Genomic DNA, 23,819 nt, shown 5'->3' with positions numbered 1-23,819 from the left:
CACTTGGAGCTGTTCGGGTATACTCCTGATATAACATCTAGAGGAAGAGGTTAACCACGTATGCCACAAGTTGCTCCTGCTATCGAAACCTACGCCCGTATTAAAGTAGTCGGTGTTGGTGGTGCCGGTGGGGCTGCCATTAATCGGATGGTTGACGCCGGTATAGAGGGTGTCGAATTTATCGCAGTTAATACTGACGCGCAAGCACTTCATCACTCTAAAGCACAAACAAAAATTCATATTGGTAAAGATACGACACGCGGACTTGGAGCGGGAGCCGACCCCAAGGTTGGCGAAGAAGCTGCCCAAGAGTCAAAGGATGAGATTACCCAGGCGTTAAGTAACTCGGATATGGTATTTATAACCATAGGTGCTGGCGGCGGTACAGGTAGCGGTGCCGGTCACGTTGTGGCGCATGCTGCCCGTGATGCTGGAGCACTCGTTGTCGGGTTTGCTACTAAGCCGTTTGCTTTTGAAGGTGAGAAGCGACGCAGAAACGCAGAAACCGCAGTTGATAAGCTCAGAGAGGCGGTTGACACATTGATTGTTATACCGAATGATCGACTTCTGCAGACAATCGATCGACAAACACCGCTTCTAGAAGCCTTTAGAGTGGCTGATGACGTTCTGAGGCAAGGCGTCCAAGGAATATCCGACCTTATTACAGTACATGGTCTTATAAACTTGGATTTTGCTGACGTTAAAGCAGTCATGAGCAACGCAGGTTCTGCTCTCATGGGTATAGGACGTGCCAGTGGAGAGAACCGAGCACCGCAAGCTGCTCAGCAGGCAATTGAATCACCGTTACTGGAAGTCTCCATTGATGGGGCACGTGGCATTCTTTTCAACGTTATAGGTGGCAGCGATATGTCAATGCACGAGATTAATACTGCTGCCGAGACGATTACCGCAGCTGCCGATCCTGACGCAAACATTATTTTCGGAGCCACCATTAGTCCGGAGATTGAAGGTGAGATCATAATTACGGTGGTTGCAACTGGGTTTGACGCAACCTACTTTACCAACCGAACACACTTACGCCAAGGTTTAGCAGAAGAAGACAACGGGGATGAGGCAGAACGTGATGATTCCGTGCAACCTTCTTCAGCACAGACTGGAGACGTTAAGGCCGAAGACGGAGATATCAAAGATATCAATATGGATCTTAATAACGATGAAAATAAGCACGATGACTTTCACAAAGATTCTCCCATGCCGAATATCTGGGCACTTGATCAAGAGGCTAAACAAACCGACTCTGAAGAAAAAAGTAATTCAAAACCGGACACCTTTTCGGATTCTGGTGAAGACGATGAGGAGCTTGAAAAACCTTCTTTTTTGCGACGCCTCAAGAAAAAAGCCCAAAAATCCCAGGATAATGATTCTGGCAAAAAATCTAGTAAATAATACGACGTTATTTTCTTGCAAACCGCTATTCGTGGGGTTATGCTGGGGTGTATAGGCACTATATATAGCGATTAGAATATAGTGATAGTACGTTCAGTTTGAACAAAGGAGGTATGCAATATGAAATGCAGCCAGTGTCAACAAGTCGATACAAAAGTTATCGAATCTAGAGACGTGGCAGAAGGCGAATCAATTCGTCGCCGTCGTGCATGCATCAGCTGTCACTATCGTTTTACAACGTATGAACGGGTAGAGCGCCCACAGATTATCGTTGTAAAGAGTAACGGCACAAGAGAACTGTTTAGTCGTGATAAATTACTGGCCGGTCTTTATCGGGCATGTGAAAAAACATCGGTGAACAGTTTGCAGCTAGAGCGGCTTGTAGCAGACATAGAGCAGCAAATTTATGCCTGTGGTGATCCGGAGATATCAAGTCGAAAAATAGGTGACATGGTAATGGACGGACTGGCACGACTAAATGAGGTTGCGTATGTGCGATTCGCAAGTGTATATCGTCGGTTTAAAGATATAGCCGGTTTCGAAAAAGAGCTCCTACAAATCAAGGAGAAAAAAACAAACCGCACCGTTAAGTAACACAAGGGGTGACTTAACAGTTGCCCGCGCGCCTTGTAGTTTTGGCACAAGTCAACTAAAAAGGCTCGAGGGGAGCTGGTATCGTCTTGAGAGCGACGATCAACTCTAAATAAAAATTTAAAATAACATTAATAAGAGCGTTAGAGTGATATACGGCACTCTGACATAAAAAAGTGAGGGTATTATGGGACAAACAACAATCCTGGGGCACAGGCGACTTTTTACACCCCAAAACAGCAAAGCTTACGATCAATTAAACTGGGTTAAACGTGATTCTGTAATCATGAACCCGATGACCAATAAGCCGGTTTTCGAGCAAAAGGGCGTGGCGTTCCCGGAGGGCTGGTCGCTAAACGCAATAAACATTGTTGCTCAAAAATATTTTACAGGTACTCCGGGTACTCAAGACCGTGAAGCTTCTTTGCGTGACTTAATCGATCGAGTTGTCGATACGATAACCCGGCATGGTATCCAAGAGGGCTACTTTACCGATGATGCAGAAGCCGAAGATTTCCAAGAGGAGTTAAAGTATGTCCTCGCTACACAAAGAGCGGCGTTTAACTCACCGGTCTGGTTTAATATTGGTGCGCCGGAGCGTTCGCAGCAGGCTAGTGCTTGTTTCATTTTGGCAGTCGAAGACACAATGCCTTCGATTCTTAACTGGTACAAAGAAGAAGGAATGATCTTCAAGGGCGGGTCAGGTTCAGGTATTAATATTAGTACTTTGCGTTCCTCTGCCGAAGCCTTGGGTAAGAGTGCTGGTTCTGCATCTGGACCGCTTAGTTTCATGCGGGGGGCTGATGCTTCAGCCGGTGCAATTAAAAGTGGCGGCAAGACCCGTCGTGCTGCCAAAATGGTTATTTTGAATGTTGATCATCCAGACGTAGAAGAATTTGTCTGGTGTAAAGCACTTGAAGAGCGTAAAGCGCGTGATCTCGAAGCTGCCGGCTGGGACATGAGTCTAGATGGTAAAGATATTCACTCGGTGCAATACCAAAACGCCAACAACTCAGTTCGTGTAACTGATGAGTTTATGCAGGCAGTTGAAAATGATGATGACTGGAATCTTAAGGCTGTCACCACCGGAAAGACAGTAAAAACTGTAAAGGCTCGCACGCTATTTAGGCAAATGTCTAAGGCTGCTTGGGAATGCGCAGATCCAGGAATGCAGTTTGATACGACGGTCAACAAGTGGCACACAGCTCCAAATGCGGGTCGGATTAATGGAAGTAACCCGTGTAGTGAATACATGCATCTTGACAACTCAGCCTGTAATCTAGCGAGCATCAATCTGTTGAAGTACTTAAACGAAGACAGTACCTTTGATATTAAGTCATTTATTCACACGGTAGAGCTTGTGTTTACCGCCCAAGAAATTTTAGTCGGTTACAGTGAGTACCCGACTGATAGCATCGCTAAAAACGCTCGAGCGTATCGTGAGCTTGGCCTTGGCTATGCTAACCTAGGAGCTTTATTGATGGCTCAAGGGCTTCCGTATGACTCAGATGATGGTCGTGCTCAAGCAGCTGCGATTACAGCTCTTATGACTGGTCAGGCGTATGCTACAAGCGCGAAGATAGCTAATCGTGTTGGACCGTTTGCAGGCTTTCATAAGGATCGCGAAGCAATGCTCAATGTTCTTAAGATGCACCGTGAAGAGGTTTCAAAAATTGACGCCGGACTAGTTAGAGAAGAACTATTGAGCGCTGCGGCTGGCGCTTGGGATGAAGCAGTGGAACTCGGTCAACTGTATGGAGTACGTAACTCTCAGGCTAGTGTTTTGGCACCGACTGGGACAATTGGTCTCATGATGGACTGTGATACTACGGGTGTTGAGCCAGACCTTGGTCTAGTGAAACTCAAAAAGCTGGTTGGTGGCGGTACCATGAGTATCGTGAACCACACAGTGCCACGAGCACTCAAAACGATGGGTTATAGCAAGAAGCAGATTGACGACATTGTCGACTATATTGATGTCGAAAAAACAATAATAGGTGCTCCGCATCTAAAGGAAGAACACAAAAACGTCTTTGCTTGTTCCATGGGAGATAACGCTATTCACTATTCCGGACATGTGAGGATGATGGGTGCAGTGCAGCCGTTCATATCTGGTGCTATCAGTAAGACAGTCAACATGCCGGAGGATGTCTCGGTTGAGGACGTTGAGCAATTGCACATTGATGCATGGAAACTAGGACTTAAAGCGGTAGCTATTTACCGTGATAACTGTAAAGTTGCTCAGCCACTTTCTATGGCCAAGAAAGAAAGTGCCAAGACTGATGAGAATATTACAACTACAGAAGGTGTAAACGACAAGTTTATACTAAAAGGCGCTGTTCGCCGCGAAATGCCAAAAGTTCGGAACTCTAAGACGTTTTCCTTTAAGGTTGCGGACTCCAAAGGATATGTCACAATTGGAGAATACGAAGATGGGACGCCGGGCGAGGTCTTCATTAATTTTGCCAAACACGGCTCTACGTTGCGCGGCATCATGGATGCGTTTGCTATATCGGTGAGCCATGGTCTTCAGTATGGAGTTCCGCTTAAGACTTACGTAAAGACATTCATGAGCACCAGTTTTGCACCAGCCGGTATAACCGATGATCCAGAAATCCGGACAGCTTCGTCACTGGTAGACTACATTTTTAGGCGAATGGCACTTAGCTATATGTCATTTGATGATCGTCTAGAGCTTGGCTTAGCGTCAATCGACGATATGCCAAGCGATGAGCAGACCAGTTTGCTCAGTGAAGATTCAGAGACGACCGACTTGCCAGACGCTAAATCATCAGAGTCTACTCCTAGACAGATGACACCAACAGAAGAAATATCTAGAACCCCGAGTTCATCGGTAAGCGCGGGCAGCGATCAAGAAACCTCCCTCAAACAAGACGATGCAGCCCCTATGTGCTATAACTGCGGTAATCAGACACAAAGATCCGGCAGTTGCTATGTTTGCACATCTTGCGGATCGACAACCGGTTGTTCGTAATACCTATTGCTCACAGGTCATCAAAACCCTAAAAAAGTAAGTGTCGTTAAAAACATTGCTTCGCCGCACCCCACAGTGACTGTGGCGAAGTATGTGTTCCAAAAATCAAGACAATCTACTGGAACCAAAAACCAAAAACCTATACACTAAGCAACATGAAACTTTTGGTTATTTACCGACCGGTATCAGAATATGCCCGCAAAGTTGATGAGTTTGTGGGGATGTTTAAACGACTTCATCCACAGACAAAGATAGAGATGGTAAGTCTTGATACTCGTGAGGGTAGCGCAACAGCGAGCATATACGATATAGTTCAATATCCAGCACTTCTGGCACTTCGAGATGACGGATCAACGCTGAAGGTCTGGCAAGGTGAAGATTTGCCCCTCATGGATGAGGTGGCGTCGTATCTGTAGACTTGTCCACTTTGGTTATTTAGGCTAAACTGAAATAGCAGTACTGGAGCAAATCCCTCCGCCAACTGGTGGATAGTGGTTATCACCCACAATTTCGCTATCGTAGCGAAGGGGAGCGAGAAGAACCCTACTTCGCCCAAGGCTACGAAGGGCAAGCAGCTAGTAGAACTCGACGGCACGTAGCCCGTTATAGCTGGTAATAAAGTCCCAAGCAGGATGGAACCGACGGCACGCATGCCGGCTCCTGCAGCAGTAGGGGCTTTTTGTTTTATAAAGAGGTAAAGATATGAAATTCAAGCATGGAACACGGCGCAAAGCAGCAGAATACGAAAAAGCTCTCATTAGGCAATGGAAGCACAATAAGACATTTGAAAAATCGGTAGAGCAACGTCCGGCCGACAATGCTTTTGTGTTTTATGACGGCCCGCCGTTTTTGACAGGTAGTCCGCATCATGGGCACCTGCTTGTTTCTACTATTAAAGATACGGTCGCTCGGTACCAAGCCATGAACGGTTATCGCGTAGAGCGGGTGTGGGGCTGGGATTGTCATGGGCTTCCTGCCGAAGTTTTTGTCGAGGATCAACTAGGTATAAAAAATAAAAAAGAAATTGGCGATAAAATCAGTATTCACGATTATGTCCAAGCTTGCCGAGCAGCTATGGTAAAAACTGGCACAGAGTGGGAGGATACAATCGATCGCATTGGTCGGTGGGTGGAATTCGAAGGCGCTTACAAAACCATGGACAATGAGTTTATGGAATCGGTCTGGTGGGCATTTAAAAAACTCCATCAAGAGGGGAAAATCTACGAAGGTGAAAAAATCCTTATATACTGCACGAAAGACGCGACACCTATATCTAAATCAGAAGTAGCTATGGAGAACAGCTATCAGCTTGATACCGATCCGAGCGTTTACGTTTACTTTCAGTTGGAGGATGACGATGAGTACTTGCTTACATGGACGACTACTCCATGGACGCTACCGGCAAATATTGCCATTGCGCTTAATCCCGGTATTGAATACTCGCTTATCGAGCACCAAGGAAAGAAATTTTATATTGCCAGCGATACTATTGCAAAAGTCATGACGGACGAAAAGCATCAACCGTTAACATATAAGACACTCAAAACTCTACAAGGCAGAGAACTTATCGGACGTAAGTATAGTCCATTGTTCGAAAATCGTGGACCGGATGCTCATAGGGTGCTGGCGGCAGACTTTGTTACCACAGAAGAAGGAACTGGTATTGTTCACGAAGCGCCAGCTTACGGTGAAGAGGATTACGAACTGTGCAAGCAAGAAAATGTGCCGATGGTTTCTATAGTAGATGAAAATGGAAATTATACCGAAGGCCGTTGGCTTGCTCAGAATATTTGGGAGGTAAATAAAGAGATTGCCAAGACACTGGTTCGAGAAGGCAAAGCGTTAAAGGTGGATTACATACAGCATGAGTATCCACACTGTCATCGCTGCGGCAGTAAACTGATGTACCGGGCGCATCCAAGTTGGTTTATGGATATTCAGGCGCAAAAACATGAAATGCAGGAGGCGACCGATAAGACAAGATGGGTTCCGCGCCATCTTCAAGAAGGGCGTTTTAAAAACATTATAGAATCTGCCCCTGATTGGAATATATCCAGAGATCGTTATTGGGCAACCCCTATACCGGTTTGGAAAGGTATCCGGAATGATGGAACAGAGGTTGTTAAAATAATCGGCAGCTATGAGGAATTCGAGCAGTTAACAGGTAAAAAGCTTGATGACTATCACTTGCCCATGGTTATGGATATCACGTTTGAATGTGACGGGGTTAAGATGCATCACATCGGTAAAGTGCTGGATTGTTGGTTTGAAAGCGGTTCTATGCCCTTTGCTCAATTTCATTATCCGTTTGAGAACAAAGAAAAATTTGAGAAAGGTTATCCAGCAGACTTTATTACCGAAGCAATTGATCAAACTCGTGGCTGGTTTTACAGCTTAACTGCTGTGAATGTGGCACTTTTTGGCAAGTCTCCATATAGAAATCTTATCTGTACCGGATTTATTAATGCTGCCGACGGAAAAAAGATGAGCAAAAAGCTTAAAAACTACACTGATCCAGTAGAGTTAATGGATAAATTTTCCGCGGACGCGTTTAGGATGCTTATGCTTTCCAGTCCGCTCACCAACGGTGAGGATTTTGCGTTAAGCGATAAAGATGTTGGTAACATGGCTCGTAAACTTGGCATGATCTGGAACATGTATGATTTCTTTACGCTGTATGCTGAGGTTGATGGATGGGAGTTTAACGGAGAGCTAAAAGATCCGTTAGGTGACTTAAAGAACCCGCTTGATGTGTGGGTTATTAGTCGGGTGCATCAATTAACCCAAGAAATAGCGACCAATTTGCAGCGCTACGAGCTTGCTGATGCGGTAAAACCAATATTGCCGTTTATTGATGACGCTAGTAACTGGTATGTTCGCCGTAGTCGTAAGCGATTTTGGAAAAGCGAAGACGATACCGATAAGTCTGACGCCTACAGGACGCTGCATTATATTCTAGTGCGTTTAAGCATAGTGTTGGCTCCATTCACACCGTTTTTAGCAGAAGAGTTGTATCAGAAGCTTACCGAAGGTGAATCTGTACATCTGCTTGACTGGCCACAAATTGGTAAAGTAGATGAGGTAATCATTGATCAGATGGCGTATACCAGAAGGGTTATCAATGAAGGGCTTTCTCAGAGAGCTGCTGCCGGTATCAAAGTCCGCCAGCCGTTGAAGACAGTTCGGGTTGACGGCGCGGAAGCTTTTCTTGGCGATAATGTGCAAGAGCTAGCTGCAATAATCACCGAAGAATTGAACGTAAAAGAGTGGGTAAGTGAAGGAAGCGGGAAAACAGACATGAAGGTCGAGCTTGAAACCAATATCACACCCGAACTTAAGCGTGAAGGTTTAGCGCGTGAAGTAATAAGGCACGTACAGAGTGCACGTAAACAGGCAGGACTTGAGGTGGATGATCGGATATCCCTCAGTTTGTCTACAGATGACGACGAGCTCAAGCAATCGATACAAGAACAGAGCCATATCATTAAGCATGAGACACTTGCAAATCATCTCACAAAGGATGGCGCAGGAGGGGTTGAATCGATTGCGAAGGTAGATGGTATCGAGCTAGCTATTAAAATCAGCAAAGATTAACACTTTTGACAAGTATACCCTTCTCTGTTAGACTCAATCGGTAACATTTCAAAAGGTAAGAGTAATTGTATGAAAAAAGCAATCATTGCGACAGGTGGCAAGCAGTACCTAGTCGTAGAAGGGGAAACCCTTGAGGTGGAGCTGCTCAAACAAGAAGGCAAAACTGCGACGTTTACACCCCTTCTTGTTATTGATGGCGACAAAACAACTGTTGGCACGCCAGAGGTAACTGGGTCTAAGGTGACAACTGAGGTGGTTGAGCCGGAAGTAAAAGCAGACAAAGTGACAGCTATTAGATATAAAGCTAAAAAACGTGTACATAAAACACGCGGCCACCGGCAGCGCCATAGTGTTATTAAGGTGACAAAAATAGCTTAGCTCAAGCTACGAACCTAAGATTCACGAAAACACCGCGTTCCTGCGGTGTTTTTTATAAATTGTTGATTTTTCCTGTGGATAACTTATACATTATGTGTTCAATTTTGGGCGCTAGTGCATTGTTTGCGTGCTACCGACCCCATCCATATCATGTCATCTTATATTTGCTACTACACTAATTTAAACCTGCAGTTTAACCCCGTTATCTGGAAACTAAGGATGTAAAAATCACAACTATAATGTCACAAAGAACCAGTATATTTGCACTGTCTGTCGGCTGTCGTAGACCTGACTTTGCTTTCCCTTGAATACCTCTTGTCATACAACCCAGATTCCGCCATACTAAACCCTAGATCTACCAAAACAAAAATACAAAAAACGTGTAGATCAAAAACAAAACAAAAACAAATGTTCCAAAAACAGCGGTCACACCGCCTACCTTTCAACACAGCCAAGCTCTGGCTATCAGGGCTATTGTTTGTGCTGTTTTTGTTTGTTTGGTCTATCCTAATTCCACCCCTGCAATCCACCTCTGCCGCCACCAGTGAATACCTCAACTTCCAAGCCCGTCTGTACAACAGTACCGGCAACATAGTGCCTGACGGTACCTACAACCTAGAATTCAAACTACACGACCATGCCACCAACACTGGTGGCGCCCAAGGCAGCTGTTCCGGCAGCTGTGCTTGGCGCGAAACCCGCACCAGCACTGACCAAGTCACCGTCCGCAACGGCTACTTCAGCGTCAACCTGGGTTCCGTCACCAGCCTGCCAGATATCAACTGGGATCAAGACCTGTGGCTCAGTATGAACATTGGCGGTACTGGCTCTCCCACCTGGGATGGTGAGATGACTCCCAGAATCAAACTAACCGCCATACCCCACGCCCTCAGTGCCGGCCAACTCAACCAAGACGACGGCACCAACCGCGGCACCCTCAACTTCAGCTCCATCACCAACGACCCATCAATCCTGCTACCTGATGCCAGTGGTACCATAGCCTTACTGCAAGGTGACCAAACCTTCACCGGCCAACTCACCCTCAGTGCGAGTGGTACGGCTCTGAACGTCACCAACAACACCACTGTAGGCGGCAACCTAACCGTCAACGGTAACACCATCCTCGGCAACGACGCCGCCGACACCCTGCTTATTAACGGCACTTCCATCACCCTGCAAGACTTCGACTGCTCCACCTACGACAATGGCGGTAAGCTAACCACCAACAGTTCTGGAGTCTTACTCTGTGCTAATGACGGGGGAGGCAGCGGTGGTGACTTTGTGGAGCTACAAAGTACCACTCCTGGTACCGCCCAAACCGGCCACATCAACCTTACCGGCACCATCATCGCCGGTAGCTTCAGCGGCGACGGCTCACTCCTTACTAACCTCAACGCCGACAACATCACCACCGGCACCCTGGCCGATGCCAGACTAAGCTCGAACGTGGCACTGTATGACGCCACCACGGCCAACTTTACCGGCACCTTGCAGCAAAGCGGTGACAATGTCTGTACGTTTGCCGGCAACTGTATCGGGGGTACCGCAGGCTACGGCGATATATTGCAAGGTGGCAATGATCTTGGCGGCAGCGTTGCCATGGTACTCGGTACCGTTAATGACGGTGACGTTAATTTCAAGACAAACGACACCATCCGTATGACCGTCTCAAACACCGGGCAGGTAGGCATAAATAACGTTGCTCCGGCAAACACGCTCAGTGTAAACACGCTTTCCACTGCTGACAGCTCGGCTCAGACCGCGCTTGCCACAGGCGGAAGCGCCAATACTGGTTTGCTTGTTCAGGGCACATCAGGACAAACCGCCGATTTATTACAACTGCAAGATAGCAACGGTAATGTCAACGCGTCGTTTAATGAAACAGGTGCACGGTTGACACTAGGCAGGATCGCCAGCAGCGGCACAGTTACGCAAGGCCTGTTGACGCTGGGTGACGGTAGCTATAGTAATTACGGCGCGACCATACAATCGGCTACATTGACTGCGGATCAAGCCTACTTACTCCCCAACACGACAGGTACATTTGTATTAACTCCGGGAGAGGCTGGTAGTCAAACCTTTGAGCACGAAAAATACGGACAGCCGTTTGTCGTACCAGCGGGTATAACAGAATTGTTCGTGGACGTTAGGGGAGCTGCTGGTGCTACAAGTAACGGTGGTACAGGTGCAATTATCACTAGCACTATCGAGGTCACTCCCGGGGAAACAATCTACATGTATGTTGGAGAACAAGGGGGTAGTTCGGATGTAAAAGACGGTGGTTGGAACGGTGGTGGTAGTTCAGCTGGTGGTGCTCTTTCTGCCGGTGGTGGCGGTGGTGGCGCATCAGACATACGACGAGGAGGGACTGACCTAACAGATCGTGTGGTGGTCGCTGGCGGTGGTGGCGGTCGTGGTTCGTATGGTACTAAACTGGGCGGTGATGGCGGTGACATCAATGGTTATGATGGCCAAACTGCAGGTGGTGAACCTGGTGGTAGCGGCGGCACGCAGTCTGCCGGAGGTGCCGGTGGCGGTGATGGCGGTTCGGGTAGCCTTGGTCAGGGTGGTGACGCTGTTAATCACTACTATTCTGGCGGCGGCGGCGGCGGCGGCTATTACGGCGGCGGCGCCGGTGGGGGTACGGGAACGTGCTGCGGTGGCGGTGGTGCTGGCGGTGGTGGCTCATCGCTTATGCCAGCTGGAGGTACGGCTTCGGTAGGCAATGAAGGTGATGGCAGTATCCATATTTCTTGGGTGGAAGATGCAGGCACGGCCGGCACTATCCCAGTGTTTGATGACAACAACACCATAATAGATTCAATGATAAGCCAATCAGGCTCATCCGTTACTATAGATGCCGGCTTAGATGTCACAGGCCAGGCTCTATTCCAGAACCAAACAGACTCTACAACTGCCTTCCAAATCCAAAACGCCGCAGGTACTACCAATCTCTTGACCGCTAACACTACTAATAACCGCATATCTCTTGGTTCTGGCACTGCCCTTGTGCTTGGCTCTGACTCTTCTTCCCCAACCGGCGTCAACGGTGCTATGTACTACGACACCACGTCCAACACCTTCCGTTGCTACGAAAACGGTGCCTGGCTAGATTGTGTGACAGATACCAGTGGCAACATCAGTCAAGGTGGTGACACATTCGGTGCAAATGTAGTCATAGGCGCCCAGGACAATTACGGCGTAGAACTCCTCGCCAACAACCAAACAGTCTTAAGCCTGTCTAATACCGGCCAAGCCCTATTCCAAAACACCTCCAACTCCACCACCGCCTTCCAGATCCAAAACGCCGCCGGCACCAGTATCCTCACCGCCGATACGACCAACCAACGCATCGGTATTGGCACCAACACCCCAACCGACAAACTTACCATCATAAACACCGACCAAAACCAAAATGCCTTACGTATCAACCAAACCGTGGCGACCACAACCTTTATGCTCGCTACTGGCGATACCACAGATGATCGTTTCCACAGCGTGATCCAAACCAGCGACGGCGGCTACCTGGCAGCCGGAAGAACTGATAGCTTCGGTGCCGGCGGTTTGGACGGCTATATGGTCAAATATGACGATAGCGGTAGCATCGAGTGGTCCCGTACTGCTGGTGATACCGGAGTAGACTATTTTGAACATGTTATCCAAGCCAGCGACGGCGGCTACCTGGCTGTAGGCTCAACCGATAGTTTTGGTGCCGGTAGTAATGACGCCTATATTATTAAATACGATGACAGCGGCGCTATCGAGTGGTCACGTACCGCTGGTGGTACAGGCTTGGACTACTTCTATAGTGCTATACAAACTACTGACGGCGGCTACCTGGCAGCCGGCAGCACAATCAGCTTTGGCGCCAGTAACTACAACGCCTACCTAGTCAAATACGACAGCAGCGGTACTATCGAGTGGTCACGTACCGCTGGCGACACCCAGCACGATCAATTCTTCAGCGTTATTCAGACTGATGATGGCGGTTACCTGGCAGCAGGTGAAACCGAGAGCTTCGGCGCCGGCGCCGATGACGCCTACCTAGTCAAATACGACAGCAGCGGCACCATAGAATGGTCCCGCACTGCCGGCGATACCGGCAATGACCGATTCCTTGAGGTCATCCAAACCAGCGACGGCGGCTACCTGGCAGCCGGAAGAACTGACAGCTTCGGTGCTGGTGGTAATGACGCTTACCTAGTCAAATACGACAGCAGCGGCACCATAGAATGGTCCCGCACTGCCGGCGACACCGGTTTTGATGCACTCTACTCCGTCGTTCAAGCCGATGACGGCAGTTATCTGGCAGCTGGATACACCGATAGCTTCGGTGCCGGTAACCAAAGTGGCTACCTTATTAAATACGACGATAGCGGCAGTATAGAGTGGTCCCGTACCGCTGGCGGTACCGCCAATGACCGGTTCTATAGTGTTGCTAAAACTGATGACGACGGCTACATAGCTGGTGGATATACCAATAGTTATGGAGCCGGTACCGCTGATGCCTATTTGGCTAAATACGACGCAGCCGGCAATATTACTGGCTGCACAAGCGAATGCACTAGTCCAACCTCCACCGCCAACTCCCCAACCTCCAGCACCAGCTCCCCAGCATCCACCGCCAACTCCCCAACCTCCAGCACCAGCTCCCCAGCATCCACCGCCAACTCCCCAACTTCCACAGTCACAAATATTGTGGCTACGGACACCTCGACCACAACTGTCGATGCTCTAACCGTTAACGCCCAGGGCGACACTGTGCTACACGGCAACCTACTCCCCGGCACTGACAACACCTACAGTCTTGGCTCTAGTACTGCCCGCTGGCAAGACCTGTTTGTTGGTCCCGGCTCGCTACATATAGGTACGGCAGGCAACGAAGGTGTCATTAGTTATGACACTACAGAAAATAACTTGGTACTAGGGTCTAGCTCTGGTGGTGTTAATATCCAAAACACCACTAACTCCCCAACCGCCTTCCAAATCCAAAACGCCTCAGGTGTTAATTTGTTCAACCAGGACACGGTTGATCAAGAACTATCCTTGTTTAATAACAACTTAACTGTTAACGCTAGTTCCAACTTTAATGTTACTGAAACTACTCAGCCAGAGTGGGAAACAGGTACGCTAACCAATACGGATGCAGTAGGCGGTAGCGTCAATCTGGCGGTAAACTCCTATGGAGCACCAGCTATTGAGGATAGCGAAAGCTTTGAGTCTGGCTTTGGTAACTGGACTAATGTTTCAGGCGATGATTTCGACTGGAGCCGTAATAGCGGTGGCACCGGTAGTTCCGGTACTGGACCGACAGCAGCTTACGATGGAAGTTGGTACATCTACACTGAATCGTCAGGTTCCAACTATCCGACCCAAACCGCTCTAATCGAGTACACTATGGATAGTCATGGCGGGGGTAGCGTTGATTTTAATTATAATATGTACGACAACACGACAATGGAATTGTCGCTGGAAAGTTATAATGGTGTCAGTTGGAGCGAGCAGTGGAGTGTGATCGGAGACCAAGGTACAGATGTTTGGAACAGTGCTAACGTCAGTTTTCCGGCGGGTACAACAAAAATTCGGTTTAAGGGCGTGACCGGTAGCAGTTTTGATAGTGATATGGCGCTGGATGCTGTGGTGGTCAATACCAACCAGCCAATATATGAGAGCACTGGTAGTTGGACTTCCGAGACCTATGACTTATCTGGTGTAGATATTGCTAGTGGCTCCACTGTTACCTGGGTCGATACTGTACCTGCTAATACGACGCTCGAGCTAGAGGCACGTGTATCGGTTGACGGTGGTGTTAGCTGGGGCAGTGGCTGGCAAAGCCTCACCAGCGGCGGCTCATTACCCGGTATTACAAATGGTATTGACCTCTCCGACGGTCAACTACAGGTACGAGCCAATTTATCCACGTCTGATACATCTGTTACACCGTTACTTCACCAACTGGATGTACTTGTCAATTCGTATGGAGAAGGTAAAGGTAGTGTCGGCATTGGTGGTAGGAACTCCTCAGTACGGCTAAACGTAGATGCAACGGGCTTTACATATGGATCAGGTGGTGAAACCTGGACTACTCACGCTTCCACAGAAGTAAATTTCTGGAATTCCGTCACCTACGGAAACGGCATCTACGTGGCAGTTTCCAGTGACGGCACCAACCGCGTTATGACCAGCCCAGATGGCGAAACTTGGACCGCCCACGCCGCCGCTGAACAGAACTTTTGGCGTTCCGTCACCTACGGTAATGACCAGTTTGTGGCAGTTGCCAACAGCGGCACCAACCGCGTCATGACATCGCCAGATGGCGAAACTTGGACCGCCCAAACAGCTGCCGAACAGAACTCCTGGCAATCTGTTACATATGGCAACAACCAATTTGTGGCGGTTTCTTATGACGGCACCAACCGCGTTATGACCAGCCTAGATGGCGAAACTTGGACCGCCCAAACAGCTGCCGAAGCTAACAGTTGGCGTTCCGTCACCTACGCCAACAACCAATTCGTAGCCGTAGCAGCCAACGGCACCAACCGCGTTATGACCAGCCCAGATGGCGAAACTTGGACCGCCCAAACAGCTGCCGAAGCTAACAGTTGGCGTTCCGTCACCTACGCCAACAACCAATTCGTAGCCGTAGCAGCCAACGGCACCAACCGCGTTATGACCAGCCCAGATGGCAAAACTTGGACCGCCCAAACAGCTGCCGAACAGAACTCCTGGCAATCTGTTACATATGGCAACAACCAATTTGTGGCGGTTTCTTATGACGGCACCAACCGCGTTATGACCAGCCCAGATGGCGAAACTTGGACCGCCCACGCCCCGCCTGAACTACACTTTTGGCAGTCCGTCACCTACGGTAACGGCACATTTGTGGCAGTATCTTCTAAGGGTAAAACTATGGTCAGCAGTGCTGAAGGTAAGGCGCTGCATATACAGGGCAGTAGTGAGTTTAATGGCAACAATAGATTTAAGGGAAGTAACACTATTGCTGCTACCTCAAAAAATGCGCTAATCGTGCAAGATGCCAGTAACGTTCCTTTGTTAAGTGCCGACACATCGGCAATGAATGTTGGTGTAGGAGGTATCAATACGTCTAACTCTAAGTTGTTGGTTCAGGGAGTACCTGTGGACAAAACCAACTGGACGCTGCATACCGCCGCCGAACAGAACTACTGGGAATCCGTTACCTACGGAAACGGCACATTTGTAGCAGTTGCAGATAACGGCACCAACCGCGTCATGACCAGTCCTGACGGCGAAACTTGGACCGCCCACGCCGCCGCTGAAGCTAATGGTTGGCAGTCCGTTACCTACGGAAACGGCACATTTGTAGCAGTTGCAGATAACGGCACCAACCGCGTCATGACCAGTCCTGACGGCGAAACCTGGACCGCCCAAACAGCTGCCGAACAAAACTCCTGGGGATCCGTCACCTATGGTAATAACCAGTTTGTGGCAGTTTCCAGTGATGGCACCAACCGCGTTATGACCAGTCCTGACGGCGAAACCTGGACCGCCCAAACAGCTGCCGAACAAAACTCCTGGGGATCCGTCAGCTACGGTAACGGCCGCTTCGTAGCGGTGGCTTATAATGGCATTATGGTATCCACAGACGGAGTGAGTTGGACAGACAATACTCCATCGGATCTCCCTTTAGTTAACAAAATAACATATGGTAACGGTGTCTTTGTGGCACTTAGAAGCGGGTACAACCATCCTTACGCACTGGTCTCTAGTGACGGGGTTAACTGGGAGCAGTCACAGGCTATATTTTCTTACATGATGGACTTCTCGTCTATCACTTACGGGGGAGGCAAGTTTGTTGCTGTATCGCGTTGGGATGCAAATTTTGTTACAAGCCTAGATGGTATAAACTGGTCTTACGAATACGTTGATGATTTGGCGTGGAATGAATGGAAGTCTATCACTTACGGTAATAATAAATTTGTAGCTGTAGCTAAAGATGGCGATGATAGAGTTGCTGTTAAAGAGGTTGTGCACGGTGATGCACTAAAGGTTGCTGGTCACAGCAATTTTACTGGAAACATAACCGTGTCGGGTAGTATAAGTATTGGGTCGGGTGACCAAAGTGTGATTAGTTATGATGAGGACAAACAAGAATTACAAAGCACCACTACTATTCATGCACCGAAGTTCACTGGCGGTGAACTTGATGTATCTCCAACCTCAGATGGCGAACACCACTATGTCTGGAGCGCTGCCACCGGCTGGATTAACCTAGAGCCTGGCACCATCTATGACGTACGGGTCTACCCAGACCACTTAGAGGGCATGGCCTGGGGCGAAACCACCGGCTGGATTAGCTTTGGCACCTACACAGGAGGCGGTGAACACACCTACCTAAACACTGATGAAACAGACTACGGTGTCAACCGTAACCCAGCTACTGGCGAGCTATCCGGCTTTGCCTGGAACACCTCCACTGGCTGGATTAACTTTGATCCAACCGATGGTGGTGTTACACACGACCCAGACACCGGTGAATACACCGGCTACGCCTGGAGCGAGAACTACGGCTGGATCAGCTTCAACGGCATAGCCGACGATACCACCGAGTACACCCCACGGGCTGGCCTGGGGAGCCGCAGCGTAAAATCGGGAGTTACGGGTAGAGCAACATTAACACCAGAATATCCAGGAGTTACTATTACGGCAGATGGTTCTAGCAACCTGGGCACGATGACCAGCGACTTCTGTTCTGGCAGTGCGCTACGGAGCACCAACCTGGGTGTATGCGCAGATGCAAATGACGAACATAGCTATTACAGCTGGACTACGGATCAAGGCACTGCACAGGACTATGATATTTATGTGCGACATCAGATGCCGAGCAACTTTGACGGGTTTATCTCAAACGACACGATTAAGATGTATGGTTGGCGCAGCACCGTTAATGATTCAGTGGAGCTGGCATTGTTCGGTGCAGATGGCACACAGTGTGGTTCGACGACTAACGCGGCGACAGCGGATGGAAGTTGGACGCTAACAGCACTAAATGCAAACGAAAAAGACTGTAATATAGCCGCCGGAGATGTCGTGGTATTTAGAGTTCGATTAACTGCAACTGACGGTAATTATGCCCGGGTAGGGGATATAAGCTTCCAGTACAGGGCGAGGTACTAAGCTATGAAGATGTATAAATTTACAACACTTATCCGAAAACTCTACCTGTCTAACCTTAAAAGCAGTCTTAACAACACCTTTGCAAGGTCTAACCTTGCAAAGGGTGGGCGAGGTGTAAATCTTGGCAAAACTGCTTTGTATGGATCTGGATATAACAGGGTTAAAAATGTAAAAAATACTGCTGTTGTAAAACATACAATTTATAGTATTGTTAGCCGATGGAAACGCCCAGAACAGATTAAGCGTCAGCAAACACAGACCGGAAGCCTGAAGCTCTGGCAACGCGTGAATGCGGTAGCGATTGCTGTTGTGTTGTTCGCGACATTAGCTGTGCCGGCGTTTTATATATTTGATAGATCGAGTAGCTACAATCTTGCCGATGACCTTTACGCTCTATTGGGAAGCCCAACAAAGGGCTATGGTAAACAAATGTCTTATGACTCCAAGGACGATGCCTATGTATTTAACCAGCAAGCCTTAAATAAAATGAGTGGTGACCCGATCGAACAACTAATTAGCAAGGTTGGTGCTGGGAATGAAAGTTCGTTGCCACTTTATGGGGCAAGTATTGCCCGAGACAGCGAGCGCGGTATGAAGTTTTATGACACACAGTTAGAAACTGGCTTTACTATGACGCCTTTGTTTGAAACCAATACTGGTAAGCAAGATGATGGGCACGTAGTGTTTCCATTACGGGAGTACAGGGACGCATATCTTGCGTATACACTCAAAAGTAACGGTGTTAAGGAAGACATAGTGTTGTCCGAACCAGTTGGTGATGAGCTGGTGTTTAATTATGATTTAGATCTTGGTGAAGCCCTAGAGGCACGTTTGTTAGAGGATGGTTCTCTTGGAGTATATTCTGCAGACCCAGCACTGTTTGGTGATGTTAGCTTTGGATCGGATGCTGATAAGGAGCAGGTATTGGCAGCGCGCACTAACGGTGAAAAAACTCATCTGGCGTTCGTAATACCTCGTCCAGTCATATTTGAGACCGTTGATGGTAATGTTCGTGAAGCAAGTGAAGGGCGCGCCCACTTTACGTATCAGGACGGCACTTTAACAGTTCGCTCCAGCCGCCTAGATAAGCTAAGTTACCCTGTAAGTATTGACCCAAGTGTAGTGGTTACCAGCAGTGACGACTTTGCTACTGGTAATAACGAGGGTGGCGTTAGTTTTGACCAGGATACTATAAGTCGTAGTAGTCCTAGCGGAGGCTCAACTGGAGCCTGGAGCTCTACAACGAGTTTGGGTACCGCTCGTCAGACACATGCCTCAGCTGTGTACAACGGTTACATGTATGTATTTGGTGGATATGATGACAACGGTACAATTACGAGATTTGACAGCGTTGAATACGCGCCAATTAATGGTGACGGAACGCTTGGTGCTTGGGCTACAACCACAAGTTTACCTAATATAAATAACGGTCTCAGTGCCGTGGTATATAACGGCTATATGTATATATTAGGTGGTTGGGATGGCAGTAGCACGTTTGGCGATGTGTATTACGTTTTAATAAACGGTGATGGTACGCTTGGCAGCTGGTCCGCAACGGAATCACTTACGACCCCTCGTCGTTATCACGAAGCGGTTGCTCACAATGGGTACATATATGTTTTAGGAGGTCAGAACGCAAGCAATACGCGCCTAAATGACGTGCAATATGCTGAGATTCAGGCTGATGGAACACTTGGGGCTTGGGCAGGAGCGGGCGCGAAGTTTACTAATGCGCGCCATGTACATACCGCTGTCGCTTATAATGATCATTTATATATAGCCGGTGGTAGTACGAGTGGTGGGTTAACGAACAATGTTCAGTACGCCTCTATTAATCAAGACGGAACCATTAATGCTTGGAGAGATACAGCTAGTTTAGTAACTGCTAGAAGTTTCCATAGTATGGCTGCCGATGGCGGATATCTATACGTTACGGGAGGAAACTCAAACCTTGATAGCACGGAGTACGCGCAGATTAAAAGCGACGGATCACTTGGAGAGTGGATAGATGATAGTTCTTCCTTTACGACTGCTCGTGGTGGGCATACGAGTGTTGTAGATAACGGGAATATATACATAGTTGGCGGCGGTTCTACAGGTGGCGGAACCGTACCGGCATTTAATGATGTACAATACACCAAAATAAACCCCGCTGGGGTTATAGAGAGCTATCAAAATGTAGGTACATTCACAGACGCACGCTTTGGGCATACTAGTGTGGTGCACGACAACAATCTTTATATAATGGGCGGCGCAAACGGCTCCAATACAATACGGTGGGCTACGATTGGAGAAGACGGAACTTTCGGTAGTTGGAATAGCGCATCTTTACCGGTCTCACAAAATTGGCACGCAGCCGTTGCATACAACGGGTACATGTACATATCAGGGGGACTTGTTGGGGGATATACTAATAACGTTTATTACTCGTCAATAAACAATGATGGCACTATAGGCTCGTGGTCGCTGACTACAGGTCTTAATGGGGCAAGAGCTTTCCATAATATGCACGCTTACCAAGGTTTTATGTATGTCACTGGGGGTATGACTTCATCAAATAACTATTTCAACGTCGAATATGCATCAATAAACAATGATGGCACTATCGGCTCGTGGTCGACAGTCTCCAGTGGCTTTGCTACAGATCGTCGTCAGCACGCATCACTTATTTATAATGGAACTATGTACATCATCGGTGGCTATGATGGAGCAACCAACCTAGATGATGTTCAATACGCATCTATAGATAGCAACGGTGATATTACTAACAACTGGACATCAGGTACGAATTTAAGTTCTGCGCGTTTTGACCCAGGTGTTGTAGCGTATAAAGGATTTTTGTACACAGCCGGAGGAAACGACGGAACTCAATTAGACACCACAGAGCTCGTTGCTATAAATCCAGACGGCTCAATCGAGTCATGGGAAGAAACAAGTAGTTTCAGTAACCCTAGAGAAGGTCACACTATGGAGCTGTACGGAGAGCGTTTGTATATAGCGGGTGGATGGAATGGCTCAACAAGTTATAACGATGTGCAGGCTGCAAAGATAAACAATGGTGGCTCGGGTGCGATTAATGCGTGGCAAAATAATGCTGACGCAGAAAATCTTGAGCAGTCAATTGAGGGGCATTGGGAGATGAACGGCAACGCCAACGACAGTACCGCTAATAACAATCACGGTACCGTCGTGAACGGTGCGTCATTGACGGCCGATCGTTACGGAAACTCGAATAGCGCGTACTACTTTGATGGTACGGATCAGTACATTTATACAAACGACTTAAATAACACAGAATTAGATTTTACAACTGATTATACGATTTCAGTATGGGCGAATCTTGAAAGTTTTGAGAATTTGGCTAGTAATTGTGGAGATGACCGGGTTTCTATTGTAAGTAAAACCGCTGGTTACCCATACACTAACGGGAATTGGGAGTTTATAGGAACAACTCCCGGAAGTACTAATTATCTTCAGTACCGTCATTCTTCCCCGGATGGCATAAGAGCAGTTGGTGCAACTTTAGATACGAACCAGTGGTATCATTTGGCAGCAAGTTACAATAAGTCAGAAGAAACGATAACCTTGTTTGTAAATGGAGAGATTGCAGGAACCGTAACGACTGATGGATACACCCTGCGTACTGTTGAAGACGGAGTGGTCAGATTCGGGGGTAATGGCCCTAATTGCTCAAACGATTTTATGACCGGCTCTGTTGACGATGTCCGTATATATAACAGGGCATTAGCTGAGGATGAGATACAACAGATGCATGCCGTTGGCAGCTCCATGGATGAGAGGTGGTTGCATACGACCACCGTTCATGATGGTTATATATATGTTGCGGGTGGAGCCAGGGGCGGTGCCGGAGGTTTTGATACTTTATTGAATGACGTTAAGTTTGCTCCAATTGATGAAAACGGCAACATTGGTAAATGGGAAACAACAACTAGTTTTAGCAACACACGTCACTCACATGCTTCTACGGTTTATAATGGGTACCTATATGTAACGGGGGGCTGGTCGGGTAGTACCTTTCTAGACGACGTACAGTACGCGCCGATTAGTCCAGATGGGTCACTCGGTAGTTGGAGTACTACTACAAGTTTACCTTCTGCAAGAGAAAGGATGCCCGTGGCTGCTCACAATGGGTATATGTATGTGTTTGGCGGGTATAATTCAACTTATCTTGATACCGTTTATCGTGCGCCGATCAACGGCGACGGATCACTCGGTAGCTGGACGGCTACAGGTGATACTTTTGCTGCTCCGCAACGGAATCACCAAGCAGTCATATACAACGATCATGTTTATATAACTGGTGGCTGGGACGGTAGTGATAGCACTAACGAGGTTATATATGCACCAATAAACCAAGCTGGCAGTCTAGGGAGTTGGGAGACCACCACAAGCTTTCCAATTGCTCGGAATGCGCATGCGTCTGTGGCTGTGAACGGCAATCTGTATGTTATTGGTGGTCAAGAGGGGAATGGCTCTAGCTTGATTGATGATGTTCATAGAGCGCCTATACATGCGGATGGCAGTGTTGGGGCATGGAGTAAATCTACTGATTTGCCATCAGTCAGGGCATATCTCACGCCAGCGTCTGATCAAGGGAAGATATATGTACTAGGGGGGCGTGATGGTGGTGATAATGAACTAGATGATGTCTATCTTGCTGGAACTGAATCGGTTCCGCGAGAGGCCAGCTACTCTAAGTTAATTGACCTTGGTTCGGCGCGCAATCTAACGGGGATAAGTATCGACAGCAGTGGCTTAGCTGACTACAGACTGGATTATAAAGTGGCTTGTTCCGCTGAGTTTGGCACGAGTACGAGCATTGCCAACATCCAGTCCGGCGTTGAACACGAGGTAAACGCGGGTGCTCGATACGCCTGGGCGCATGTTTCTGTTAATGATTCTTATAACGCTACTTTTCCAGATAATGGCGGAAGTGTTTTAAATAGTATTAACCTGACATATTCGTCGGGTCACCCCAGTCCAGACATCCGTATGCGTCTAGGTAATCACTTTCAAAACAATGTAAAACAACCGCTTGATACAACCCCCGAGGGAGGCGGCTCAGGTGGCGGTAGCTGTAGTCCGGTTTCGACCGAGAACTACCGTTATGTTCGTTGGGAAATTACAGAACGCAAGGGGCCAGATATCGCAATTCAAGCATCGGAATTTGAGTTGTTATTAAATGGTAGTCCGGTTATATGGCCAGGCGGAACCATTGCTACAAACCCGGGGGGCAGCAATCCAGCTAGCGAGGGTCCCGAATATGCGATTGACGGCAACACAGGCACCAAATGGCTCGACTTTAACTTCAGTAATGACGACACTTCAACTGAAGGCAACTCAATTCTTGATATCGATGCTGGAGCCGGTAGTACGTTAACCTTTGATGGGTATAGATGGGCAACCGCAAATGATGTACCAGACAGAGATCCGATAACGTGGAACATCTACGGCAGCGATAATGGAACAGATTGGAGTTTGCTAGATACAAGAACGCAAGAAAGCATTACAGATGATCGCAACACATACACAGGAAACTATGCACTTTAAGGACAAGCGAATGCTTTATGGGCACTTTGTTTAAAAAATGTAAGAGATGCGAGAATGGTTGAGACATTTTTAAAAATGGCTGTGGATAACTTTTGGGGCAAATTTTAGAAATTTGTGATTTACACAA

The 23,819-nt window shown here is 47.9% G+C and carries 8 protein-coding genes; all 8 read left to right on the top strand.

Annotation, left to right across the window (positions count from 1 at the left end):
- Nucleotides 1-60 precede the first annotated feature (60 nt).
- Nucleotides 61-1,407 (top strand): cell division protein FtsZ, encoded by a 1,347-nt coding sequence (ftsZ, locus tag U5K77_00865; GenBank protein ID MDZ7744301.1) that lies wholly within the window; start codon nt 61-63, stop codon nt 1,405-1,407.
- A gap of 120 nt (nt 1,408-1,527) precedes the next feature.
- Nucleotides 1,528-2,001: a transcriptional regulator NrdR gene (gene nrdR, locus U5K77_00860; GenBank protein ID MDZ7744300.1), complete on the top strand. Its 474-nt coding sequence runs from the start codon at nt 1,528-1,530 to the stop codon at nt 1,999-2,001.
- Between the two features lie 184 nt (nt 2,002-2,185).
- Nucleotides 2,186-4,993, top strand: coding sequence for a vitamin B12-dependent ribonucleotide reductase (locus U5K77_00855; protein MDZ7744299.1), 2,808 nt, complete (start codon nt 2,186-2,188; stop codon nt 4,991-4,993).
- A 155-nt stretch (nt 4,994-5,148) separates the two neighbouring features.
- Nucleotides 5,149-5,409 (top strand): hypothetical protein, encoded by a 261-nt coding sequence (locus tag U5K77_00850; protein MDZ7744298.1) that lies wholly within the window; start codon nt 5,149-5,151, stop codon nt 5,407-5,409.
- Nucleotides 5,410-5,695: 286 nt separating this feature from the next.
- Complete coding sequence (gene ileS / locus U5K77_00845; GenBank protein MDZ7744297.1) at nt 5,696-8,587, top strand: isoleucine--tRNA ligase; 2,892 nt, start codon at nt 5,696-5,698, stop codon at nt 8,585-8,587.
- Between the two features lie 69 nt (nt 8,588-8,656).
- Entirely contained in the window at nt 8,657-8,965 is a 309-nt protein-coding gene (gene rplU, locus U5K77_00840) for a 50S ribosomal protein L21 (protein MDZ7744296.1), read from the top strand.
- A 408-nt stretch (nt 8,966-9,373) separates the two neighbouring features.
- On the top strand, nt 9,374-18,121 hold the full coding sequence (locus U5K77_00835; protein ID MDZ7744295.1) for a hypothetical protein: 8,748 nt from the start codon (nt 9,374-9,376) through the stop codon (nt 18,119-18,121).
- A gap of 3 nt (nt 18,122-18,124) precedes the next feature.
- Entirely contained in the window at nt 18,125-23,692 is a 5,568-nt protein-coding gene (locus U5K77_00830) for a LamG-like jellyroll fold domain-containing protein (GenBank protein ID MDZ7744294.1), read from the top strand.
- The last annotated feature ends 127 nt before the right edge of the window (nt 23,693-23,819 follow it).

Source organism: Candidatus Saccharibacteria bacterium, from assembly GCA_034521515.1.
Lineage (GTDB): Bacteria > Patescibacteriota > Saccharimonadia > Saccharimonadales > JAXHMH01 > JAXHMH01.
This window is presented reverse-complemented; position numbering and strand designations above follow the sequence as displayed.

Excerpts from the sequence above, each read along its gene's own strand:
- ileS (MDZ7744297.1), top strand. The coding sequence starts at position 5,696 with ATGAAATTCAAGCATGGAACACGGCGCAAAGCAGCAGAATACGAAAAA.
- nrdR (MDZ7744300.1), top strand. The coding sequence starts at position 1,528 with ATGAAATGCAGCCAGTGTCAACAAGTCGATACAAAAGTTATCGAATCT.
- U5K77_00855 (MDZ7744299.1), top strand. The coding sequence starts at position 2,186 with ATGGGACAAACAACAATCCTGGGGCACAGGCGACTTTTTACACCCCAA.
- ftsZ (MDZ7744301.1), top strand. The coding sequence starts at position 61 with ATGCCACAAGTTGCTCCTGCTATCGAAACCTACGCCCGTATTAAAGTA.
- U5K77_00850 (MDZ7744298.1), top strand. The coding sequence starts at position 5,149 with ATGAAACTTTTGGTTATTTACCGACCGGTATCAGAATATGCCCGCAAA.
- U5K77_00835 (MDZ7744295.1), top strand. The coding sequence starts at position 9,374 with ATGTTCCAAAAACAGCGGTCACACCGCCTACCTTTCAACACAGCCAAG.
- rplU (MDZ7744296.1), top strand. The coding sequence starts at position 8,657 with ATGAAAAAAGCAATCATTGCGACAGGTGGCAAGCAGTACCTAGTCGTA.
- U5K77_00830 (MDZ7744294.1), top strand. The coding sequence starts at position 18,125 with ATGAAGATGTATAAATTTACAACACTTATCCGAAAACTCTACCTGTCT.